Origin of the sequence: Bacteroides sp. BFG-606 (assembly GCF_024788145.1) — a bacterium.
In the GTDB taxonomy this organism is placed as follows: Bacteria; Bacteroidota; Bacteroidia; order Bacteroidales; family Bacteroidaceae; genus Bacteroides; species Bacteroides vicugnae.
Genome location: NZ_JANUIL010000002.1, coordinates 12318 through 35595, shown reverse-complemented (window position 1 = coordinate 35595; position 23278 = coordinate 12318). Strand labels below are relative to the sequence as shown.

Below are 23278 nucleotides of genomic sequence, written 5' to 3'. Positions count from 1 at the left end.
ATTGAGGTATACTTTATAATTTTATCGAATGATTTCTTTTGCGTATTTTTTATAGATTTGGCGGGCTAGTTTTATTCCGTCACCGCCTTCGTTGTAGCTGATTCTGTTACTAGGATTTACCCATTCGTTTTCATAAATCCGTGATTGATTAAAGAATTCTTCTTCATCAAAATTCTTCTTCTTTTCAGCAGCCTCGATTACTTTATTTATAAAACGATCCCACCGAACAGAATAATATTGATTGGTTAGACCTGCCCATGATCGATTAGCATAGTCGGTCAGGTGATAGCTATCTCCCCAAATGGTAATCAGAGAACGGGCATTCATTTCATAATAGTTTTTAGAAGCGGTATCATGTCCCATATCACGAGCATCAGTGATCCATTTATGCAGTGAGAAAGTTGGATGACAGCTAACGAGTTTATCAAGGTCAGCAAGAATCTCTCTCATCTTATTCCCCGGTTTTTCATCATCGGTATATCTCCCGCTTCATATGCAAGGGTGAACTCATCACGGACTACATTAAAATAATTCCCTAAAACTTGTCGTCCAATATTGACCAGATCAAACTCATAACTATCCCGTTGACAGTCTTTTACAGATAATAGCAATCTCCATGCTTCAACTAAATCTTTTGGTTGATATTCAATCGTTGGTTTGGTAGTCCAATGTCCATTTCCTTTCAAACAGGGGCGCGCATTGGTGAGTGTGCCTTGTCCCACTTGTGCTGGTTGGACGTACACTTTATTTGCTAGTATTTCCCATGCTTTTCTCGCTTCAGGAGATATCTTGCCAATTCGTCTGTCTGCCAGTTTAAAGAACCATTCTTTATCTGTCTGACCTCCATTCCATGCTTTGTCAAGAACAAATTCATACATAAACTGATTCAGGTCTATGCCTTCGAGAGTGGAACCTACTCCTTTAAGATTACTGCCGCCATTCTTTAAAGCATCTGCCAATCGTTCGCTCACCAAATTTACCGGACCTGACAGAAAGGAATTGCCACCAAAATTACCCAGATAACACCAAAGATAAGGTTGACCGAAATAACTGTCTGTCTGTTTCCAGATTTCTGTATATTCACAGAAATAGTCTAATAGAATCAACCTGTCTTGAGGCACAGAACGAAGATAGGATTTGATACGTGGAGTGGTCCAATGCTTGATGTCAGCATAAAACAGCCATGTCATCTGCAACCATACCGCTTCAGGATCTACAGCAGCTACAGATTCATAGATATGCTTAGCCATCATTCCCAAAGAATCGGCATCCCATGAAGGAGGATCTATTTCATTGAACGGATCGATGCCATAGATATGGTTTGTACCATATAAACGAGTCTGTTCGGTAAGATATTCTTTTTGTATGATCGCATACAAAGAATCCATGGGATTCAGGAAAGTACAACGATATTGATCGGCAAAACCTCCCCATTCGCTTACTCTGGTTGTTTTTATATTGGGATAAACCCGTTTCAATGCTGCCGGTACATGCCCGGCAAAAGCCAGCAATACAGGTCGCATATTAAATTCACGTTCACGGGCAACAATCTGTTCCTGCAACGCTGCCTGACTTGACAACCACTCTTTAGGTAAAGGACTTTGCCAGCCATCCAAGTTACACATTCGATGCCATGGAAGATGTGCAGGACCTGTAAAGTATCCCCGTATTTCTTCATCTGTCAATCCCAGTTTACTCCAGACTTTATACCAGATAGCTTCCTGACCGGTAATAGCAAGAGGCATATTGATTCCATTTAAAGCCATCCAGTCGATAAAATGTTCCCAATCACTCCATTTCCACCAAGTCATTGAATACCCGAACGTACAATAGTTTAGAAAGAAACGGGTCGGGACATTTGCCTTAATAGTGACTTCTGTTGATATGGAAGGGAGAGTTTTAGGTAATTCTATCGGATCATCCTTATACCATGAAATAGTGGTCAGACAGTAGTTTTTCAAATAATGATTCAAACCTACTGCCATAGAGTTAGCGTTATTTCCGGAAATAATAATTTTATTCCCTTCACTTTTGATGGTAAAAGTGTCTGCTGAAGTATTATTCAACAGACGGAAATCAAAAGATGAAGCATGTTGAGGAAACAACCGTTGTGTCATTTTATGCATGGTAGTGATATTAGCATCTTCCGCACGTATTTGGCAGACAACAACTAGAAAAAGGAGTATACTTAGTATTTTCTTCATAATCATATTATTGTTTGATAAAACGAATAGCACATCCACCGCTTGTTGCCAGTTTGACATGAAGTGTGTCAGAAGCTGTTACTATTTTCTCTTCATATTTGAAAGAAGTCGGATTCGTTTTCCATTCCGCATCGTCACCGTCAGCATATATTTGAGCAGTATACTTCGCGTCCGCATCCAAAAAGCTCAAAGGAACATCCAATTCTCTTGCATTTTCGTCTGTGATGCAGCCTACATACCAATCGCTGGTGTTACGGTCTTTCCGCGCAAACACGGAATAATCACCAATTTTGGCATCTACCACATAAGTTTTATCCCAGTCGGTAGGTACATCTTTAATGAAATCGAACGCTTTGATGCCTTTGTAGTTTTCTGGTAAATCCGAGGCCATTTGTAAGGGGCTGTAGATCACGACAAATAGCGCTAATTGCTTGCAAAGTGTAGTATTGACACGAGTTCCCGGATATGCCTCGTTAGTAAAGTTGAAAGTTCCGAATGTGAAGTCCATGGGCCCGGCTAATCCTCTAGTAAAAGGAATAACAGTTGTATGTTCCGGCGGATTTCCTCCATCGGGAGACCATGCATTGTGTTCCTGTCCGCGCACGCCTTCCTGGGTCATAAGATTAGGCCATGTGCGCTCAATACCGGTAGGCATAACAGGCTCGTGGTTGTCAATAGCTATTTGATATTTGGCAGCAGTTTCTATCACTTTCCGATAGTGACGTACACCATACTGACCGTCATGAGCTTCTTTAAAATCCATTAGGCGATTCACATATCCAGTTTTCACGGCATGCACTCCATATTGTTGATAGAAAGCGAAGGCTTTGTCCAATTGGTTCTCGTAGTTGCGGGTAGCAGCTGCTGTTTCATGATGTCCAATCAATTCTACGCCTTTCTCACGGGCATAATCAGTGATTGCCTTAATATCAAAATCCGGATAAGGTTTGGTGAAGTCTAAAGAATCCCCGTGTTTCATCCAGTTTCCTTCCCAGCCGACATTCCATCCTTCTACCAACACGCCGGAGATACCATTTTCTGATGCAAAGTCTATATATTTCTTTGTATTAGCAGTGGTAGCACTGTGTTTGGGACCATAATACCATGTTCCTTTACCCAAATGCATTTCCCACCATATACCGATGTATTTCCCTGGCTTTATCCAGGAAGTATTTTTGATTTTGGAGGGTTCGTTGAGATTCAACATCAAATAAGATGTAACCAGATCACCCGGTTTATCACCAATAACAACTGTTCTCCAAGGGGTAACAAATGGAGCTTTGATGTATGCTGCAACTCCATTAGACCAAGGAACTAATGAAGCGCAGAGTGTGGCAGAATCCTTGACTGTCAGATTCATTTTGGGATAATCTGTCAGGTTAGCTTCGTGAATGGCAAGATACTTTCCTTCTGCAGTTTCCATTGTTAGAGGAGTGCGTACAGTATCCAGTTCATTTATGGGAGAGAATGTTGCTATACATTCATAATATGGGTCGGATGCGGGAATCCACCAAGCTTTATGTATACGCGGCATTTTAAACTCTGTTGCTTCGCTCATAATAACTAATGAATCCATGGATTCCTGTTGCGGAAACTCATAACGATATCCGATACCATCATTAAAGAGACGGAATATTATATTAAGTTTACGTTTTTCTGCTACCTCTTGAAGTAGTACTTTCAATTCATTATAGTGGTTGCGTACATATCGACTCTCTCCCCAAGGTTGTTCCCAAGTTTCGTCCAAGGAGGAGCGTTCGGTGCCTTTAATTACAAAATGGTTTAAGCTATCTCCATGTTCCAGGATAAACCCTAGTTTAGAAGGGAGTATCACGGTTGCATTCTCTTTATTTACTGCGTATGATATTGTATTATCATTCTCTGTGACTGTTAGTTGTATCTTACCATCCGGGGATTTTAGTACCAGATTATCAGTTTGGCTACAAGCTGAAAGGAAGCTGGTGATTCCCACAATATAAAACACTTTTCTTAATGCAGTTAGTTGATTCATTTTCTTTCCTTTTTTATGTTTTTGCTTATTTAGGTTGCTGCATTTTACGGGTATATACATTACCGCAATGATCTGTAACTTCTACACGTATTTCGGAATCCTTCATTTCAGGAACCACATAAAACAAGTGTTCAGTAATGTCTGCTCCCAAATACTTATGCTTAAATGTAGAACTGTTTTTATCACAGTATTCATAAATAGCAGGGTCGTATCCGGAAAAACGAGTCATTTCTCCTCTGTCAATACCGTTTTCATACCATTTCACTTTCCAGGTTGGGTCGTAATTCCAAACATTTGCCACCACTGCTTCCTTTTTATTTCGACTGGCACCTACCGGATAAAGTTCAAATTGATAGTCCTTATCTTTTCCTACACATTTGTAATACCAGTTAACTTTACCTCCGTCAAACTCGTAGACGGCATATCCGCCCGGAGTTCCATCACAAGCCCAGGGAGCTTGCCAAAACAATGTTGACAAGGGGGCGTGCACGTGTTCGTAAAGATTGTCTGCCAACACATAATTTTCATTATAGTGTTCATGTCCTGACATGATATGAGCATTGTAAGGTTTTAGCAACTCATACAAATGAGAGCGGTTATTCATTACTTTCATAGTAGACTCCTTTCCCCATTCCTTTCGGCGTGCTTCTCTTGAATAGGTAGGGATATGTGTAGCAACTACTACTGTGGATCCCGGAGTAACTTGTTTCAAATCCTGTTCCAACCACTGGAGCTGTTGCTCGGTAAGATAACCAACATACAAATAGCTTTTTGCAATAAAGAAAATATCATCGAGAACAACATAATGCACATTTCCTCTATTGAATGAATAGTAAGTGGGACCATAATAAGATTTATAAGTAGTACGTGCATGTTCATTGGAACGTACATTTAAATCTAAGTCATGATTTCCAATTACATAGAAGAAGGGAATTTCCGTTTCGGCTATTGCATCTATCATGGGCGCAAAATAGCTGGGCTTTTTATTGATGTCACCAATAATATCTCCACACACTATTCCATACGCAGGGATTCCCTGATAGCTAGTTGCCAACAGCTCTTTCACATCTTTTGAGGCCTCCCGTACTTGTGGCATTTCTTCGTCAAAATACACTTGTGGGTCAGCCCATACAACCAAAACATGCTTTTGATTATTCGTAGATGATTGTGTCAGCTCAAAATCAAAATGTACTTTCTTTGAAGGTTGAGCAGGTACTTTTTGAAAGAATACAGGGATTTTACCTTTCATCGGAACGTCATAACCATCAGGAAGGGTAATATAGATGTATTCTGCATCAGAGGTACTTGTCATGGAGTATCGTCCTTTATTATCTGTAAGGACAATCTGCGTACCATCTGTCACAGGTACGTTAGCAACTCCCTTACCTCCAGACAGTACTTTCCCGTAATAGACTACGGGAGTAGTTTCAGCCTGTACACTAAAACAGGAAAAACTCCATTGGAACAGGCATAAAAGTAATAATAGTCTTAATTTCATTCTTTAATCCTTTCTATTTTAATCAAACGCGTAAGAGGCTTGTTTATTTTATATATTTGAGTTATCAACTGGTCTATTTCAGCCTGCCAGGCTTCACGTATCTGCGGAAACATGGCTTGAGTATAATTGGTATATAAATACTTCACCAGGTAATGACTCTCCCGTTCCGCTTTGGCAACATCAAGAGCAGCTTTATTATCTGCAAAAAGTAATCCTCTATGCTTAAAAAAGACATACTGCATAGCCATATATTGACGTAAACGTTTTTCTATAGCACACCTTTCTTCATTCAGATGCATGATAGACAGACTCTGTTGGTATTGGGGTGTACATGTTATTTCTGCCAGATTAACTCCTTTACTCAATTCGTCGCCACTCCAACAGCCAATTTCTATTCCATCAATAGTTACCCGGAAAATGCCATGCAAATCAGTTACTTTCATTATTTCCTGGTTCATTTCCTGCATAAAGGGAATTTGTCTGATAGCATCCCGAGCTGTGCCTTTCGTTCCCCAACGAGGAATCGTGTCGATAGGGAAAGGCAATGAACGGGATAAATATCTGAAAGATATTGTATCATTCTCATTCTTTATATGAGATATTCGGCAGTTTCGCTCTTCCATTGCTTTCCTGTTAGTGGCATTGATTTGGAAAGAAGCGATTTCCTGTCCTGCAAGTCCCTGTGCTTTCAGAAATAAGTACGCCATTACCATATGACCGTCTTTATCAGGATGAATCCGGTCACCGCCACAGAAAGTAGCTGTAGAATCAGATAGCTGAATCTGCTTATTCAACCCGCACATCACAGTATTGAAATTGACAAATCCCCATCCTCTCTTTTGGGCAACTTCTACCTGCATTTCAATAATTCGTTTGATCGTCTCATTCTTTCCGTGTAGAGCTTCTACTCCTTTCAATTTCACATTCTCATCATAGGGAGGAGAGCCTAGAAGTACTACGCTTTTTATTTTTTTGTCAGCAAGAATCTGCCGTTGCAGTTTTTCAAACTCTGTGTGAGCATACTCTACCTGCTGATTCGCATACTTATCATATCCGGGCTTATTATATCCGTCGAATCCGGAATCATTCATCCCGAAAGAACAGATCAGATAGGTCGGCTTTTTGATTTTAATATCTGAATCGAAACGATAAACCATGTGGCTCACACAATCACCACCGATTCCTCCATTATACATACGAAGAGGTAAATTGGGGAAGTGCGTCATGTAATACAGCCATATATAAGAATGATAATGCCCTCCTTCCGTTATACTATTTCCAAGAAAAACAATTCTGTCATTTGCTTTAAATGACGGAATTTGCTGCGCACTTACAGGAAACGATAAAATGCAACAGGTATATAATATAAATAGTATTTTCTTCATTACTAAACCTTTTTATTCAACCGGAGTAAGAATTGCTGCCCAACCGCCACCTTTAGCCATGGTGATGTTAATTAGTTCATCTTTTGAAACCATTACCTCTTCTGTTTTAAAATCCGAGGCGTAAACATCTGCATTCACACCGTCTTTGAAAATTTCCATTTTATATTTGGATGCTTCAAGAAAATCCAGTTTCACTTCAATGTTACGGGCATTCCAGTCTGTTAAACCTGCCAAATACCAATTCTTACCATTCTTGCGGGCAATAACTAATTGTTCTCCGATTTTAGCTTTTATAGCTTTAGTATCTTCCCAAATGGTAGGTATGCGGGAGATAAAAGAGGCAAATTCTGGAGCTTTATAATAATTTGAGGGAGAATCTGCTAACATTTGTAACGGGCTTTCATACACTACATATAAAGCTGCCTGATGGGCGCGTGTACCTAAACTGATCGGATGTACGAAATTGATGTAAAAGTCTTCCGCTGTTGCATTGTTTACTGCACCGGGAGTATAATCCATCGGACCGGCTACCATTCTTGTAAATGGAAGAATCAAGTCATGTACCGGATTAATATCTCTTGAATCCTTATCGTGCTCTAATCCCAGTACACCTTCAAAAGTCATCACATTGGGATATTTCTTCTGTAAACCGGAAGGTTTGAAAGATCCATGGAAATCAACGAGTAATTTACGGTCCATTGCGGCTTTTCCTACCCGTTCGTAGAAATTAACCATATATTGATCCGAACGTTGCATAAAATCTACTTTTATACCTTTGATTCCCCATTTTTCATAAACATCCAGAATTTCGTCCAATTCTTTATCAAGTGGGTTCCATAAAGTCCATAACACAAGACCAACATTTCTTTCCTTTCCATATCGTACCAGTTCCGGTATATCCAATCCGGGTATTGGCTCCTTAATATTCCAGGTTCCGGCTGACCAGCCTTCATCTAATAAAATATATTCAATTCCGTATTTTGAAGCGAAATCAATGAAATATTTATAGGTATCAGTATTCACACCTGCCTTAAAATCTACCCCGTATACGTTCAGTGTACTCCACCAATCCCAAGAAATCTTTCCGGGTTTTATCCAGTCTGTGTCTTGAGTAACAGATGGAGAGGCTAATTGATACACTAAGTTATTTTCAATTACTGCTTTGTCGTCTTCGTTAATCATTAATACACGCCAAGGGAAAGTTCTTGTTCCTTCAGTTTCAGCAATGTAAGAGGCTTTCTCCAATAATACTTCGTCACGGTCGGCACCTTCCTTTAAGGCACTTTTTAAAACTACAGGAGGAAATTCACCGGACAGCGTGTTATTACGATCACCTGTCAAAAATAGATTGGGATAATCGAAAAGATCGGATTCCATAATAACAACTTTCGTTCCTTTAGGGGTAGAGAGATAAATGGGTAGATAGCCTTTCATATCTTTAGTGAGCGAGGAGATGTTTAATTCATCAAAAATGGCTTCGCAGTGTGTGAGATATTCTTGATTCTTTTCTCTTGGCCAATATAGCTTACACCCTTCAGTCCAGTTCTGTTCGATGGTTTCAGTATTAATAATAACTTTAGGTTGCTTTAATGAAGTCTCAAAACGATAAGCGGCTCCATTGTTATATACTCTGAAGACTATTGCGTAGTTACCTTTACAAGTCAGAGTTAACTGGTTATATTGATCTTTGATAATTCTTTGTTTAAGTGGAATGACAGCTGTTTGCTCCGAATTTACTTTGAGTGTTTCAGCTTTTATTACTTTCGGATTTACTCCCGGTTGTTCAGTCTGCCCTTCAATATCCATCTGCATCAGACTGGGATTTAGTATACGTTCACCATTGTAATCAATACTCCAACTTAATAGTTTTCCGGCTGTTACCGTCACCTTGATTTTTCCATCCGGTGAACTTACAGTGTAGTTTTTGGCTTGAATTACCATGCATGTGCATAAAATAATGTGTAATAATATAAGTACTCGTTTCATTTTATATATTATATTTTATTGAATATTCGCTATTTAAAGACTCTCTGCTCGTTGAATTCCTTCCTTAATGGCTGCCCACTGATTGAATTCTATTACTTGCACAATGTCAAACACCATTAATCCTTCGGATTGGGAAAGACAGACATAAACAGCATCTGCTATATTGTCCTTATGATTTAAAGCATACAAAGTGCCATAGACTTTACATGCTCCATGAACAATGCGTTGTGCACGCGCTATACCATATTCTATGGATTCGGGATCGTTCAATCCAAATATTTTGGTTAAATAAGTTCCACATAGAAAGGTGTCTAACAATCCGGCAAAACCTGTATTTTTATATTCAGGTGAAGCCCAACTGTATTCTTTGGAAAAATCGTATTCGGTGGATGCCCAATTTTGTCCTTGCCCATAAATAGCATGAATCCATGAGGCAGCCCAATATTCTAATTGAATATCCGGTTTAATGTTTTTAATTTCTGTGCGCACCCGTTCTACAAAATTACGTATGACCATAGAGCGGAACTCCCACCATTTCTTATAATAAGTCCCTGTCCGTTTAGTGCCATCTGTATTCCAAATGAAAATATCATCTGGGAACCGATCTAATTGCTTTCCGATGTATTGTTCGAAAGCCGTTTTTGTTGCCTCCGAAAAATCACTTTCATCTCCCGGATAACGGCAATAGTCTAAGGCAAAACCATCAAAATTGTAATTTGTAACTAACTCTTTTATAAAATTCAGACAAAAGTCTTGTACTTCCGGTAAAACTGGGTTTAAAAAGGCGGAGACTTTTGTTTTATCGTCCTTAATATCTATCAAACCCTGATTTTTGGTATATTCCAAACAAGTTTTTCCATCCCATGTATCATCACGGTACGCCATACCATTTTTAGAAGAAGGTAGGCCTGCCGTAAATATAGTAGCAGAGACCGTAACTTTAAGTTCACGTTTATGAGCCTCATCAATGAAAAATTGAAGATAATCCCAATCTCTTTCGATATGTGTACCGGCAAGATCGGTCAATGGGGTTAAATAGGAACTTTTAAACAGGGCATCGCCTTGTACAGGACGCACATCGACTACAATTTTATTAAAACCTGTTGATCTGGCGAGATCAAGATAATATGTGATATTCTCTTTTTTGGAGAAACGTTCAAAATTTGCTTCTGCATCAAACCAGAGCATTTTTTCTTTTTCAGGAGTTGGTTCTTCCGGAATGACAGGAGTGGGAGGATTTGGCTCGGGAAGCTCTGATTCTACAGTCTTTGTAGAACAACTACTAAGTGATAGAAGAAAAAAGAATAATAAAATGCTTGGAATGTATTTCATACTTTATTGTTTTTATTTCCCGACTTCAAGCTGGTATTTAGAAAAAATACAGCCTGAAATCGAGAATAATAAGAAAGCTAAATAAAATAAACTTGTTATCCTAAAGATCTTTCGACCGTTATTTTAAAGCTACTGCCGTAGTTATAGCACGTTGGGCACCAGCACTTGGCTTTATCACCGGTTGACCGTTGACCAACATACAAGTTGAACCACCACCATCAAGATTCATAGCATCTACACAACCTAAGCTCTTCAGGACATTAGCCATCATAGCCATATTCATACCTTTTACACCTTCCGTTACACTGCGGCCTTCACAAACAAAAAATATCACCTTATTATTGGCTGTTACTCCGATAGCGGTTCTTGGATGATAACTTTCGGGAGCAACTCCACTTTCTTCATCAAAAAGTTCTTCAATAAAAGTATTTCTCACACTTCCGTCTTTCAACAGGATCGGTCCACCTCCAATCGCCGTTTCTGCATTTAATTTCACGCCTCTCGTCGGAAAATAAGCCGAAGGTGCAGGTTGAGGCTCATAACCGGACTTATTGGGAGAAGGTTGTTCATAGGTATATGTCACACCATCAGTTGTTGTATAAGCCCAATCTGTGGAGAAATAGCCATTCTTTGACAGCTGAAAGATACCTCGTGTAGGATAATAACTCTTTTGAGAACGTATTTCCTCCTGCGAGTTCACAGCTAAGACCTCTCCTCCACGGCATAGCAGACTGACAGACTTACCGGCTCCCATTACAAAATATCCACCATTCATAATTATCGGATATTTTTGTTGTTCTGCTTGCCAGATTTGATTGGGAGTCTTAGAGTATATCTGGTCTCCGATAGTTGCAAAATTTGCTTTTGACATATCCGCAACAGCAATAAAAGCTATGGCTTTCATGCCTTCCAGCTCTGACGGAGATTTGTATACACTTATGTATTCAGGTAATGTGCCAAACTCTGTTGTCTGTTTAACCCAACCTAATGTTGTCGGATCAGGATCCGGCATTACCACCTTTTCATTATCATCATCTGAACAACTTGTCGCAGACATGGCGGCAATCATGAAAAGAAGCCAATATTTTGATATATTTTTCATTATCATATCGATTTAATCGTAAATATTTATTTTTAGTTATCTCTGTGCTTCCGCACGTTCTATACCTTTTTGGATATCATCCCACAGATTCATTTCAATAACCTGTACTATGTCGAATATCATCAATCCTTCCGATTTCTCAAGACAAAGGCTTACTGCATCGGCTATATTGGTTTTATGATTTAAAGCATATATCGTTCCGAATACTTTGCAATCATTACCAACCAATCTCTGTGCACGGGCAATACCATACTCTATAGATTCCGGATCATCCATGCCGTAGATACGCTCTAAATACGTTCCACATAAGAAGGTATCCAGATAAGGTGCAAATCCTGATTCATTGTAGGCTTCCGATCCCCACGGATAATTTAATGAGAAATCAGATTTTGGACTGGCCCAATTCTGCCCTTGTCCATAAATACCATGAATCCAGGAAGCGGCCCAATACTCTAGTTCTACTTTATTATTGATAGAATGAATTTCTTTACGTACTTCTTTCACAAAACTAGTGATAACATTAGCCCGGAATGCCCACCATTCTTTATAATAAATACCAGGATTTTTCGTTCCATCGGCATTCCAAGTGAAAATATCGTCTGGAAAGTTCCGGACTTTTTTCCTAAGTAATGTTCAAAAGCTTTACGACTGTCAGCAGAGAAGTCACTATCATCTCCTGGATATCGACAATAATCTAATGCATAAGCATCAACATCATAGTTTTTCACTATTTCACGAACAATACTTAAAGCAAATTTGCGGACATCTTTACGAACCGGATTTAAAAAAGCTCCTACTTTTTTCTTATCCTCTCTGATGTCAAGCATCTTTCCGTCAGGTGTATATTCCAAGCATGTTTTCCCATCCCAACGTGACTCATCATAGACCAGACCTTCGCGGGTAGCGGGATGTCCGGACGGAAACATTGCAGTGGAAACAGTGACTTTTAATCCTAACCGACGAGCTTCATTGATAAAATACTGCAGGTAATCCCAGTCACGATGAATTACTTTACCATTCACTGTTGTAAGTGGAGGTAGAATTTTACTTTTATACAGTACTTCCCCGTATATAGGTTTGACGTCTACTACTACTTGGTTGAATCCTACTGATTTGGCTTTTTCCAAATAGTAAGAAATAGAATCTTTAGAGGCAAAGCGTTCAAAATTAGCTTCTGCATCAAACCAAAGGTATTTAGGTTGTTCTTTGCCCCTGTTCCCGGCAAAGGAACAGGTAGCAAATAACAATAGAAAAAACGATATAATGCTTTTATTCAACATATTTCAATTCTATATAATTAGGAGTATGCCTATTTCTCGTATTTTGTAAGTTCATAACAACGAATACCTACACCATAACCGTAATAGAGATATAATGATTCTCCGTCATCACTTGGTGAACAAGTAGTCCAGATACAAGAGTTGGTAGTCCATGGCTCAATTGTTTCTGTGATAGGTAATGAATGATTACTAGACGGGTCTAGCAGATGCAGTCCAACCCAGCCCCAACCACAAGTTATGGTTGCTCCGTACCATCTGCCATTGAATGGAATACCTCTACCGGAAATAAGTACATGATTTCCCCAGCCAGCGTATCCTTTCTTATTCCACATGTCTATATATGGACCTGTGATGCTGCTAAATGCCCCTGCCGTATTTGCTTTATAACCGATTTCCGGTCCCATTACACCTCCGGCATTCACTGCGTCTATTACGTAAAATGGTGGGTTATCCGACACGTCGAGTACAGCCACAATCTGTCGCCAGTTACTATCATTACTGGGACGACCGGTAACCAAGGTTGAAGTGCCTGTATATGTACCATTCTCAAATTTGTAAACTGCATGTGTACCTACACCATCAGGTTTAGAATCATAAACATATCCCACTTTGTCAATATCACCGATTGCAGAAACTTTATTTGCTCCGGGAGTTACATTAGCAACCTTTGTGGAGCTCCCTCAACAGTAGTCCATCTGTATAACCCTACATTTTTTACTACACCGATCAAATTACCGGCGTCATCATTGACTAACTGGCACAAAGAAGCGTCTATTCCTGTCACATTCAAAGTCTTATCTACTTTCTGCCCTGTATATTTATCATAGAAATTAAATTGGGTATCTATTATATAATTACCAAACACTGCACCGAAACCATCTTTGTCTTTATTAGATGGAGTGGGTACACTAATTTCCCATTTTTTGAAAAAATATTCAAAACCTTCTCCATCATTTACTTTTCCGCCATAAGTCCATTTTACGGTCCAGTCAGTGGTTGTGCCATCTTGCGCCTTCACTGTGTAATGTACATCTTTTGAAAAATCTTGAGGTACATCGGGGGTAGGTGTAACTGTTGCATATGGAGAGATAAAGAAAGAACAAGTAACTCCATTGAGTTTGCTCAAATCTAAGTCCGGAGTGATCTTAAATTCAATAATGTTACCATCCTTAACGGTACCCTGTTTATAATTACCCTCGCCCAATCTAACTTTGAATCCGGTTATATCAGTGTCAGAGTATAATGTTGGATCATCCGAGCATGCGGAAAATACAACCATTGTTGCCATGACAGCAACTTGAAGCCAATTATGATATTTTATTTTCATAACATCTACTTTTTTAGTTATTTGGGTGTTTAGCAATCAAAGTATACTCCTTTTGCGTTCCATCACCTGCTACAATAGTTAGTTTAAATGGAGTAGATAAATCTTTAGCACCAGTCAATGAAGGATAAGCAAATGCTGCTACAGGCAAATTGGCTGTTACATATAATTCGCTCAATTTCACTTTTGCCGGAAGTTCGAAAGTTATATTTCCATTCTCTGATATGAGCCCATCATAAGTAGTACCATCCTCCGGAGAATTAGCACGAACCATAATGGATATGATATCACAATCAGAATGATAATGGATATCATCATGCTTTTCACAAGAAGAAAAGGAAAAGCTAAATGCTATCATTAATATGATGTATGTAATTACTTTGAAATTTTTCATAACTATAATAATCTTTTAATATTACCAAGGAGCATTATTCTCACATAACGGATTATTCTGTAATTCATCTACAGGAATAGGTAGCAAGTAATAGCGTTCTGGAAAGAAGCGGTTTATATTGTCGTCACATGACACTTGTTCATAAGTATAAGAATTATCATCTTTTTTGGTTATTTTTGTTCCATGTGCCTGTTTTCCATCAATAACTTCGCCAGCCAAACGCCATCTGCGTAAATCCCAATAACGGAATCCTTCAAAGGCCAATTCACAAATACGTTCCTTACGTAATAGTTTCATAAATGAGTCTTTATCCGGTGCTTCTTGTGTTGTACGTTCCGGTAGGTCAACACGTCTTCTTACTTCATTGAGAGCTTCCAAGGCATCATCCTGATTTTTAGCATAATCCTGTTCTGCCAGAGCTTCAGCCAGATTTAACAAAACCTCCGCATAACGCATTTCAATCCAAAACTGATCGCTTCCCTTATCATCAAATTCGGTATTGTTTTCTTGTAGATATTTTCTGATGAAATATCCGGTAACAGTTTGTTTTTCTCCCGGATTCATGTTATCTCTGTAAGCTGCAAAACCGTTTTCTGCGTCTACATAGGTATAAATAGTCTTTTCTTTCCAAGTAGCCCCATTATATATAATGGATGCATAGAAACGAGGTTCACGACCTACATAAGGATCTTTGGCCATGGAGCCGCTCCACGAGAAAGGAGTTCCGTCAGCCATATCATAAGAATCAGCCAGCTCACTTGTCGGGACAGCTCTTCTTATCCCTTGTTTACCGTCAGGAGCAAAATAGCGATCGAAATAATGGGGCATATCCGGAATTTTGTATGCTATGGAGAAAATAATTTCTTTATTACCTGCCACTTTAAATACATCTTTATATTCATCCATTAAATCATACTTATTGAGCTTTTTAATCTCATCAGCAGCGGTAATAGCAATATCCCAACGTTTTGCAAAGAGTGCTGTACGACACATATAGGCATACGCTGCTCCTTTAGTCAAACGCCCATCCCATTTGCTGTCCCATTCTTCCGGAAGGTGTTTGGCTGCGAATTCCAAATCCTTCAGAACAAAATCCCATGATTCGGCTTCAGTTGCTCTTGCTTTTGCTTTTTCCCCTTCTGAATCAACTCCATTTGTTTCGTCACGAAGAATAACTCCTCCGAAAATTCTTATCATACGTGCATAATTCACAGCGCGAATAAAACGAATTTCAGCAATACGAGTATTGAGAAAATCTTCACTAAACTTACTTCCATAGATGCCAGCATCACGCAGAAATACATTTTCTCTAAATATGTCGGTATAAAGTCCCCACGATGACATCGGATTATTATCTGATGTTATTGTGTTTTGCTGCAATAGAATCTTGTTATGAGCACTCCATGTTTGTGGAACTCCATTTCCATACTTAACTAAATCTGTATATCCATCGGTTAAGGATAAAGAAGAAAAGTTGGATAAGCCATTGAGAGGCTTATATAAGTAAGTCACATACATATCTAAAGAAGATTCCGAGCTCCAGGCTACTGTTTCTGAATATGAGTCTGTAGGATCTTTCTCCAACAAATCATGGCACGAGGTTAGAAACTGTGACGTAAACATCAGCCCTATCCCTAATAGATATAATCTTTTTATTTTCATAATTATTGATTTAATTAGAATGTGATATTTAATCCAACACTATAATTCTTTTGTTGGGGATAATAACCATTATTTATAATAGCCATTTCAGGGTCGCAATATTTAAATTCTGTGAAAGTAAACAGATTGGTGCCTGCTACATATACACGAACGTTAGATAGTCCAATATTGGCTTTCGCAAGTATTTTTTAGGAATTGTGTAACCAAACTGTAAATTCTTCAAACGCAGGAAATTACCATTTACTAACCACCAGGAAGAGGTATATGCATTATTTCCGTTATGAATGGCACTTAATCTGGGATAACGGGCGCTAGTATTTTCCGGTGTCCATGAATCTTCTACCAGATAATAAGGAGCATTTCCTCCCGAGTAGAATGGTCGTGTATAGACCGTATTGTCCATTGAACCATGATTATAAGTACCATTCAACGTATAACTAACAATAGCAGCTCCTTGCCATAATGCACTCAAATTGAACCCTTTCCAGTTGAAGTCCATAGACAGAGAGTAGTTTAACTCTGGCAAAGTGCTGTGACCGATTTTAACTTTATCCCCATCCTGCGTAATTTTACCATCTCCATTGATATCCCTCATACATGATATCACCTAAACGTTGAACTCCATTACCAACAAAAGGACGGTTATCCAATTGCTCTTGTGTTTGATATAAGCCTATAGCTTTATAGCCATAAATTTGTCCTAAAGGTTCACCTATGTTTGTCCGGTACCAAGGAGTACTTTCACTTTCAATCCGCGACAGAACTTTATTTCTAGCCCACGCTACACTACCGGTTATACTATAGTAAAAATCATTAACGTGGTTTTGGTGCTTCAATACCAATTCAAAACCGCGATTGTCGATCTTACCCGTATTTCCTTTTTGAGCATAATTTCCACCTAATGAAGGAGGAAACCACCACTCCGGCTTTCTTGTATATCTTTTGTCAGCTTATAAAATAAATCGAATTCTACTCCCAATAATCCATTCCACATTGTCAGGTCAGCACCAATATTGTAACTGCGGGTAGTAGACCAGGTTAAGCTGGAAGTAATAGAGTTGGATGCACCTAATCCTGCATAAGGAACTCCTCCGAATATGTAGGCATTCTTCTCTACGTTAAAAATACTTCTATGTAAAAAAGCATCTGTATTATCACTTCCTAATTCACCGACAGAAGCACGCAGTTTTAATAGGTTGATAGAAGAAAAATTGTTTTTTTATGAAATTTTCTTCAGAGATTACCCATCCCAAGATACAGAAGGGAAGAATCCCCATCTTCTATCTTTTGCGAATTTATAGGATCCATCTACACGGAAAGCAAATTCAGCAAGGTATCTTTTATCGAAAATATAATTGAAACGTCCTACATAACCAATGACCAGCTTTATCGCTGTGACTACCTGTAGGATTGGATATAAATTCAGTACCTAATGAAAGATCAGCGGATCATTAATGATGTGGCGGCTTTGAATCGGTGTTGTTTGTCCCGGATAGCGGTTACTGCAAAAACAATCTTTGACCGGACTCCATATCTGCGGTAAAGAGTGATGAACTGTTGAAAGCACCGGCGGCTCAATATATCGTGAGTCTTTTAGGTGGCGGACGCTTGCCGGAGCGTTTTCATCCGTCCAAGTATCCGGTGAACCGGGATAGGCCCAGGGCTACATTACGGGTTCGTGGCTCTATTTATAATGTTACCTATATAGTGGACGGAATGCCTCGTTCTATTAATGATATGAAGATCCTAATGACATTGAAAGCGTATCTGTCTTAAAAGATGGAGCTTCTGCAGCAGTTTATGGAGTAAAAGGGGCGGGTAGAATTATTATTATAACTACTAAAAAGGAGTCAGGAAGGAAAATCTAGAATCCTTATAACGGTTCAATAGGAGCATCTATGAATGCAACTTTCCCCAGTTTATGAATGGACCTCAATTTGCTTATTATTATAACATGGCTGACATGATGGATAAAATGGCAAATGGAAGTATTTCGGAGAGTAGTCAATATACTCCTACTGTTTTAAAGGCAAATGTACAGAAAGCGATGTTGAATGGTGATCCTACTGACGGGTGGGATAATGTTAACTATATTGATAAAGTATTCGGAGACCGGTATCAACCATAAACACAATGTAACAGTACAAGGAGGTAGTGATAAGATGCGTTGCTTAGCTTGTGTGGGTTATTTAGGTCAAAAGGTAACATTGATAATTTCTCTTACAAGAGATATAGGTGAGAACTAATCTCGAGCCTCAATTGGCTAAGAGGCCAGTTAAGTTTAGGTGTTGCGGGAAGTGTTGGCAGGCGTGAGACTCGGGATATGCTTCGGAGTGGTACGGATTCTAATTTCCGAACTAGGTGAACAAGGCTGGTTGTCAGTAGCTCGTAAGACTATAATGATGCACCCATATTTACCGGAAACATACGACGGACTTTTATAGTGCTACCACACAGAATAACACGGAGAAGTCCACTTATAGTCCGTTAGCACCGCATTTTATGAATCCGGATATAAGCATACTAACGACTTTGATTTACAGAGTAACCTCTCTTTAAGGTGTGGTGGCGCCTTGGGGGTTGAAGGCTTGAGCGTGAAAGTAACCGGAGCTTATGCACTATACAACTTCTCATAATAAGAATCTGAATACGCCTTATTCTACATATATACATGAATGCCGACTTCAACAACAGATTGGACTTGGTCTAAAGCAGATGATCCCGTGGTACAGCCAATGGAATAGAATTTAGGTGAAGGACAATACAGCTCTCATCAAATGGTAGGTCAAGGGGGTATGGAACCATGTAAACTCCTTCGGAAAGCATAATGTGGAAGCAATGGTATTAGCGGAAATCCGGGACTATAAAGAAAATAGCTTCTCCGGATATAATAAAAATATGAGTTTCTCGAACTTCCTGAATTAAGTTTTGGTCAGCCGGCTGACTCCCCAATCTCGGGCCACAGTGATGCAAATCGTAGCATAGGTTATGCTTTCCGTCCGAAATATGACTATGACAATAAGTATCTGGCAGAATTTACAGGTCGATATGACGGCTCTTATAAATTCGCGGGTAACGTCAGTGGAAAACGTTGGGCGGTCTTTCCATCAGCATCTGTAGCATGGAGAATATCCAAAGAAAATTTTATGTCTGATTTGACATTCTTGGATGACATGAAGATTCGCGCATCCATTGGTTTGTTAGGAAACGATGCAGTGAGCCCATACGCATTCCTTAGTACTTATGATTTGATGGATAGCAACAAAAATGCATACCTAGGACAATTTTGAATGGAAAAGTAATGCAAGCATTACGTGCTTCTGTTATAGCTAATCCTACTCTGACTTGGAGAGAACACTTTAACCTACAATGCGGGTTTTGATTTTACCATGTGGAATGGTCTGTTAGGTGTAGAATTCGATGCATTTTATAATTACACCTACGATATCCTGACATCCATGGGAGGTGATTATCCACCATCCATGGGAGGATATTATTATACCTATGCCAATTACAATAAGGTAGATAGCAAAGGAGTGGCAGCAACGGTGAGTCATCGTAATAAATTAAATTTAGCAGGTAAGCCATTCTCCTATGGTGCGAGCTTCAATCTGACATTTGCAAGAAACCGCTACCTCCGCTATCCGGATAGTCCTAATACAGTAGAATGGAGAAAACGTACAGGACGTAGTGTAGATGCCTCTGTTGTGTGGATTGCAGATGGTCTATTCCGTTCGGAAGAAGAAATAGACAATTCAGCCTGGTATGGCACCCGTCCTAATGTAGGTGATATCAAGTATAAAGATTTGAATGGTGATGGTAAAATAGACGAAGATGATAGAACACGTGTTGGACGTGGTAATCGTCCGGAACTAACTTATGGTTTGAACTTAAATTGTGACTGGAATGGATTCGATTTAAGTGCACAATTTACCGGAGGTGCATTGTTCGACGTATCATTGACAGGTACTTATTATAATGGCTATGACGACAACACTGTTTGGACACAAGCATTTAAAGAAGGTGCCAACTCACCATTATACTTGGTTCAGAATGCATATACAGTAGAAAACCCGAATGGAACATTCCCCGACTAGCGCTGGGCAATCAGGGGCATGGAGGAGATAATGGACTAGCTTCCACTTTCTGGCTGCGTAATGGTAGATACCTTCGTCTCAAATCTTGCACAATTAGGTTATACATTCCCCAAGAAATGGATGAGCCCCGTAGGTATTCAGAATCTAAGAATTTATGTAGAAGGTTCCAATTTATTCACGATTTGCGGTCTTCCTGATGGAATCGATCCTGAATCTCCGGGAGTAAATAACGGATACTATCCTCAACAACGCACTATTATGGGCGGTATAACTTTGACTTTCTAAACCTTTAAAAGTTCTATTATGAAAACAAAAGTATTAAGTATCATATTGTTGGGAGCCTCTTTAGGGCTTGGCTCATGTAGCGATTATCTGGACATGACTCCAACAGACAGAGCATCAGATAAACTTGTATGGAGTAAACTTGACTATGCAGAGCAAGCAGTCAACGATTTCTATCGCTATATAGATTATTTAGGAGTCTATCGGGACGGACAATGTTTGGCAGGAATGACAGAAGCTTTGACGGATCAGCTTAAATATGGTTCTTACAACTATATGGCCAAATGTCAAATACCCAGTGAAATTGCTTATGGAGGTTCTGTCCTTACGGTGAACTATGTTAGTACTTATTTAGGTAACTGGGGTACTATGTATGAGTACGTGCGCCGCGTCAATGAAGGTATCAACAAATTAAAGAAGTATGCTTCATTCAATCAGACTGATGAAGAACGCCTGGAAGCTGAAATGCGTTTTTTCAGAGGATATCTCTATACAGATTTATTAAAACGTTATAAAGAAGTTATCATATACGATGAGAACTTGGATAATATCCAAAAGGATATGCCGGTTAGTTCGGAAGCCGATGGATGGAACTTTGTATATAATGATTTGAAGTATGCTGGCGAACATTTGCCTGTCGATAAAACTCCTAACGGACGTCTAACCAGCGGAGCTGCTTATGCAATGTTGTCAAGAGCTATGTTGTATGCTGAAAGATGGGATGATGCTCGCATCGCAGCTGAAAAGGTGATGGCAATGGGCTATGAACTGGAAGCAAAAGAAGACTATTCAAATGCCTTTAAAGCGGGAAGCAAAGAAGCCATTTTACAATATTGTTATGATAAAAGTTCTACTGTGACTCATGACTTTGATGGATATATGACTCCTGGAGGTGATAAAGTATTGGATGGTAACTCCATGACTGGAGGATTTGGTACCCCAACACAAGAAATGGCTAGAATCGTATGAATATGCAGATGGCAGTGGTTTCCCTGATTGGAGTGCATGGCATACTGCTGAAGGTACTTAACAGCTACTCCTCCTTACGATAAGCTGGAACTCGCGCTTTAAAGCTACCATTCTTTATAATGGAGCAACATGGAAAGGTAGAACTATAGAATCTTTCGTAAATGGTACTGATGGCTGGGTGCATGGAAAACGGATGCGAAGCCGGAAGGGCGTTCTACCACCGGATACTATTTGCGCAAACTGGTAGACGAGGATCACAACTTTACTTCCATACAAGCCAGTACGCAGCCATGGACGGAAATTCGTTATGCAGAAGTCTTATTGAATCATGCAGAAGCCTGCTATCATTTGAATGGCTATACGGATAAGGCAAATAAAGATATTAAAGATATTCGTAACAGAGTCGGTTTATCTTACACAGACAAAAGCGGTAATGATTTAATAAAAGCCATCCGTCAGGAACGTAAAGTGGAACTTGCATACGAAGGACATTACTATTGGGATATGCGGCGTTGGAAATTATCTGCAACAGCATTTACCGGTATTCGTCTTCATGGAAATGAAAATAGAGCAAAATGCAAATGGATCTTTCACTTACATTTATACACAATGTGACGATAAAGATCGTAATTTCCCCGACTAAGATGTATCGTTCTCCTCAATGCCACAGGCAGAGTTGGATAATAACGGTGCAGTAACTCAATATGCAGAATGGCAATAAATCTAAAATGAAAATACATTATGAAAAAGAATATACTATATCTATTATTAGGGGTTTTGGCTCTCACGAGTTCTTGCCAAGATCCGGAATATGTGCTTCCTACTGCGGACAGGCAGGGAATCACGAGCTTGACTGCGCTCTTTACTTCTGGACCATACGTAGATAAAGAAGCAGTAGTGTATACCATTGCAGATGCTTCTGTAGATAAGTATGTAATCCCTATGCCATGGTATTATCCTGAAAATAGCGATAATGAAACTTCAGAATATATGAAGACGATGAGGGTTCAGGCAAAGTTGGCGCCCAACTGTACCATTGAGCCGGTTCTTTCAATTCTGGACTTGACTAAAGAAAACTATTTCACTTACACAGACGCTCAAGGATATAAGAAACAAATCTGTATCACAGGTGAAAGAGTTAAGTCTACTAAATGTCAGTTACTAAGTTTCTCAATACCATCAGAGGATATTACCGGTATTATCGATGAAGACCATAAAACTGTATCTTTAATCTCTGCAGAAGACTTATCTTCTTGCTTGGCAGATTATTCATTGTCAGCCCATGTAACCATGTCACCGGATCCTAAAACGGAGCCGCTTAATTTTAACTCGCCTGTGGAACTTACGGTGATAGCTCACGATGGAGTGACAAAAACAAACGTATACCATTCAAAAAGCAGTACCGGATAAGATCCCTTACGGATACAGAAAAGGTAGTGAAACAGAATTATTCAAATTGGATATGGAGTTATCGGATTACCTTGGACCGATGCTAATTCACCCTCTTTGGCCGTTAGCGGAAATAATTTGGTAGTTTGCCTAGGAGATGGTGCCACCACTCCTACATATTACAATGCATCTACCGGAAATAAGATTGGTAATGTAATCCTTTGGGAAGTGTGAGTGTTGCTTCTTTGGGATGTATGACGAGTGATAGTAAGGGAAATATATTATTAGCTACCAAGGCTACTAACGGTAAATCCTTCCTCTATCTACAAAAACTTCGTCTGTGACAACAGCTCCGACTTTATT

At 39.3% G+C, this 23278-nt stretch carries 14 protein-coding genes and 4 pseudogenes; 4 read left to right on the top strand and 14 right to left on the bottom strand.

What is annotated here, in order from left to right:
* Positions 1 to 21: 21 nt before the first annotated feature.
* From NXV01_RS25765 to NXV01_RS25700, 14 genes and pseudogenes are all read right to left on the bottom strand, one after another.
* A pseudogene (locus NXV01_RS25765) lies at positions 22 to 2204 on the bottom strand (alpha-N-acetylglucosaminidase).
* Positions 2205 to 2211: 7 nt separating this feature from the next.
* Positions 2212 to 4215, bottom strand: a complete 2004-nt coding sequence (locus tag NXV01_RS25760; RefSeq protein ID WP_259022799.1) for a glycoside hydrolase family 97 protein — start codon at positions 4213 to 4215, stop codon at positions 2212 to 2214.
* A 25-nt stretch (positions 4216 to 4240) separates the two neighbouring features.
* Positions 4241 to 5713, bottom strand: coding sequence for a calcineurin-like phosphoesterase family protein (locus tag NXV01_RS25755; RefSeq protein ID WP_259022798.1), 1473 nt, complete (start codon positions 5711 to 5713; stop codon positions 4241 to 4243).
* Positions 5710 to 7098, bottom strand: coding sequence for an SGNH/GDSL hydrolase family protein (locus NXV01_RS25750; protein ID WP_259022797.1), 1389 nt, complete (start codon positions 7096 to 7098; stop codon positions 5710 to 5712). The genes NXV01_RS25755 and NXV01_RS25750 overlap by 4 nt, the downstream gene beginning before the upstream one ends.
* 12 nt (positions 7099 to 7110) lie before the next feature.
* Positions 7111 to 9084 carry a glycoside hydrolase family 97 protein gene (locus tag NXV01_RS25745; protein WP_309569305.1) on the bottom strand — a complete coding sequence of 658 codons (1974 nt, stop codon included), beginning with the start codon at positions 9082 to 9084 and terminating at the stop codon, positions 7111 to 7113.
* 33 nt (positions 9085 to 9117) lie between these two features.
* Positions 9118 to 10416 carry a family 10 glycosylhydrolase gene (locus NXV01_RS25740; protein ID WP_234133909.1) on the bottom strand — a complete coding sequence of 433 codons (1299 nt, stop codon included), beginning with the start codon at positions 10414 to 10416 and terminating at the stop codon, positions 9118 to 9120.
* Positions 10417 to 10534: 118 nt separating this feature from the next.
* Positions 10535 to 11518: a phosphodiester glycosidase family protein gene (locus NXV01_RS25735; protein ID WP_234133908.1), complete on the bottom strand. Its 984-nt coding sequence runs from the start codon at positions 11516 to 11518 to the stop codon at positions 10535 to 10537.
* A gap of 36 nt (positions 11519 to 11554) precedes the next feature.
* On the bottom strand, positions 11555 to 12022 hold the full coding sequence (locus NXV01_RS26125; RefSeq protein WP_259023507.1) for an alpha amylase family protein: 468 nt from the start codon (positions 12020 to 12022) through the stop codon (positions 11555 to 11557).
* On the bottom strand, positions 12019 to 12798 hold the full coding sequence (locus NXV01_RS26120) for a family 10 glycosylhydrolase (RefSeq protein WP_259023506.1): 780 nt from the start codon (positions 12796 to 12798) through the stop codon (positions 12019 to 12021). The genes NXV01_RS26125 and NXV01_RS26120 overlap by 4 nt, the downstream gene beginning before the upstream one ends.
* A 29-nt stretch (positions 12799 to 12827) precedes the next feature.
* Positions 12828 to 13406, bottom strand: coding sequence for a hypothetical protein (locus NXV01_RS25720; RefSeq protein ID WP_259023505.1), 579 nt, complete (start codon positions 13404 to 13406; stop codon positions 12828 to 12830).
* A gap of 44 nt (positions 13407 to 13450) precedes the next feature.
* Complete coding sequence (locus NXV01_RS25715; RefSeq protein WP_259023504.1) at positions 13451 to 14125, bottom strand: DUF5018 domain-containing protein; 675 nt, start codon at positions 14123 to 14125, stop codon at positions 13451 to 13453.
* A gap of 13 nt (positions 14126 to 14138) precedes the next feature.
* Entirely contained in the window at positions 14139 to 14480 is a 342-nt protein-coding gene (locus tag NXV01_RS25710) for a hypothetical protein (protein WP_259022787.1), read from the bottom strand.
* A 57-nt stretch (positions 14481 to 14537) separates the two neighbouring features.
* The gene (locus NXV01_RS25705; RefSeq protein ID WP_148367915.1) at positions 14538 to 16178 is read right to left on the bottom strand and encodes a RagB/SusD family nutrient uptake outer membrane protein; all 1641 of its coding nucleotides are present in this window, start codon (positions 16176 to 16178) and stop codon (positions 14538 to 14540) included.
* Between the two features lie 136 nt (positions 16179 to 16314).
* Positions 16315 to 16773, bottom strand: coding sequence for a hypothetical protein (locus NXV01_RS25700; protein ID WP_259023503.1), 459 nt, complete (start codon positions 16771 to 16773; stop codon positions 16315 to 16317).
* 910 nt (positions 16774 to 17683) lie between these two features.
* Here NXV01_RS25700 and NXV01_RS25975 point away from each other — a divergent pair.
* The 4 genes and pseudogenes from NXV01_RS25975 to NXV01_RS26115 all read left to right on the top strand — a co-directional run.
* Positions 17684 to 20560 (top strand): annotated as a pseudogene (locus NXV01_RS25975) (SusC/RagA family TonB-linked outer membrane protein); the annotation flags it as partial.
* 18 nt (positions 20561 to 20578) lie between these two features.
* Positions 20579 to 22247, top strand: a pseudogene (locus NXV01_RS25970) (RagB/SusD family nutrient uptake outer membrane protein).
* A 20-nt stretch (positions 22248 to 22267) separates the two neighbouring features.
* Positions 22268 to 22936 (top strand): DUF5018 domain-containing protein, encoded by a 669-nt coding sequence (locus NXV01_RS25655; RefSeq protein WP_259023494.1) that lies wholly within the window; start codon positions 22268 to 22270, stop codon positions 22934 to 22936.
* Positions 22914 to 23149, top strand: a pseudogene (locus tag NXV01_RS26115) (DUF5018 domain-containing protein). Before NXV01_RS25655 ends, NXV01_RS26115 begins: the two are co-directional and overlap by 23 nt.
* Positions 23150 to 23278: the final 129 nt, after the last annotated feature.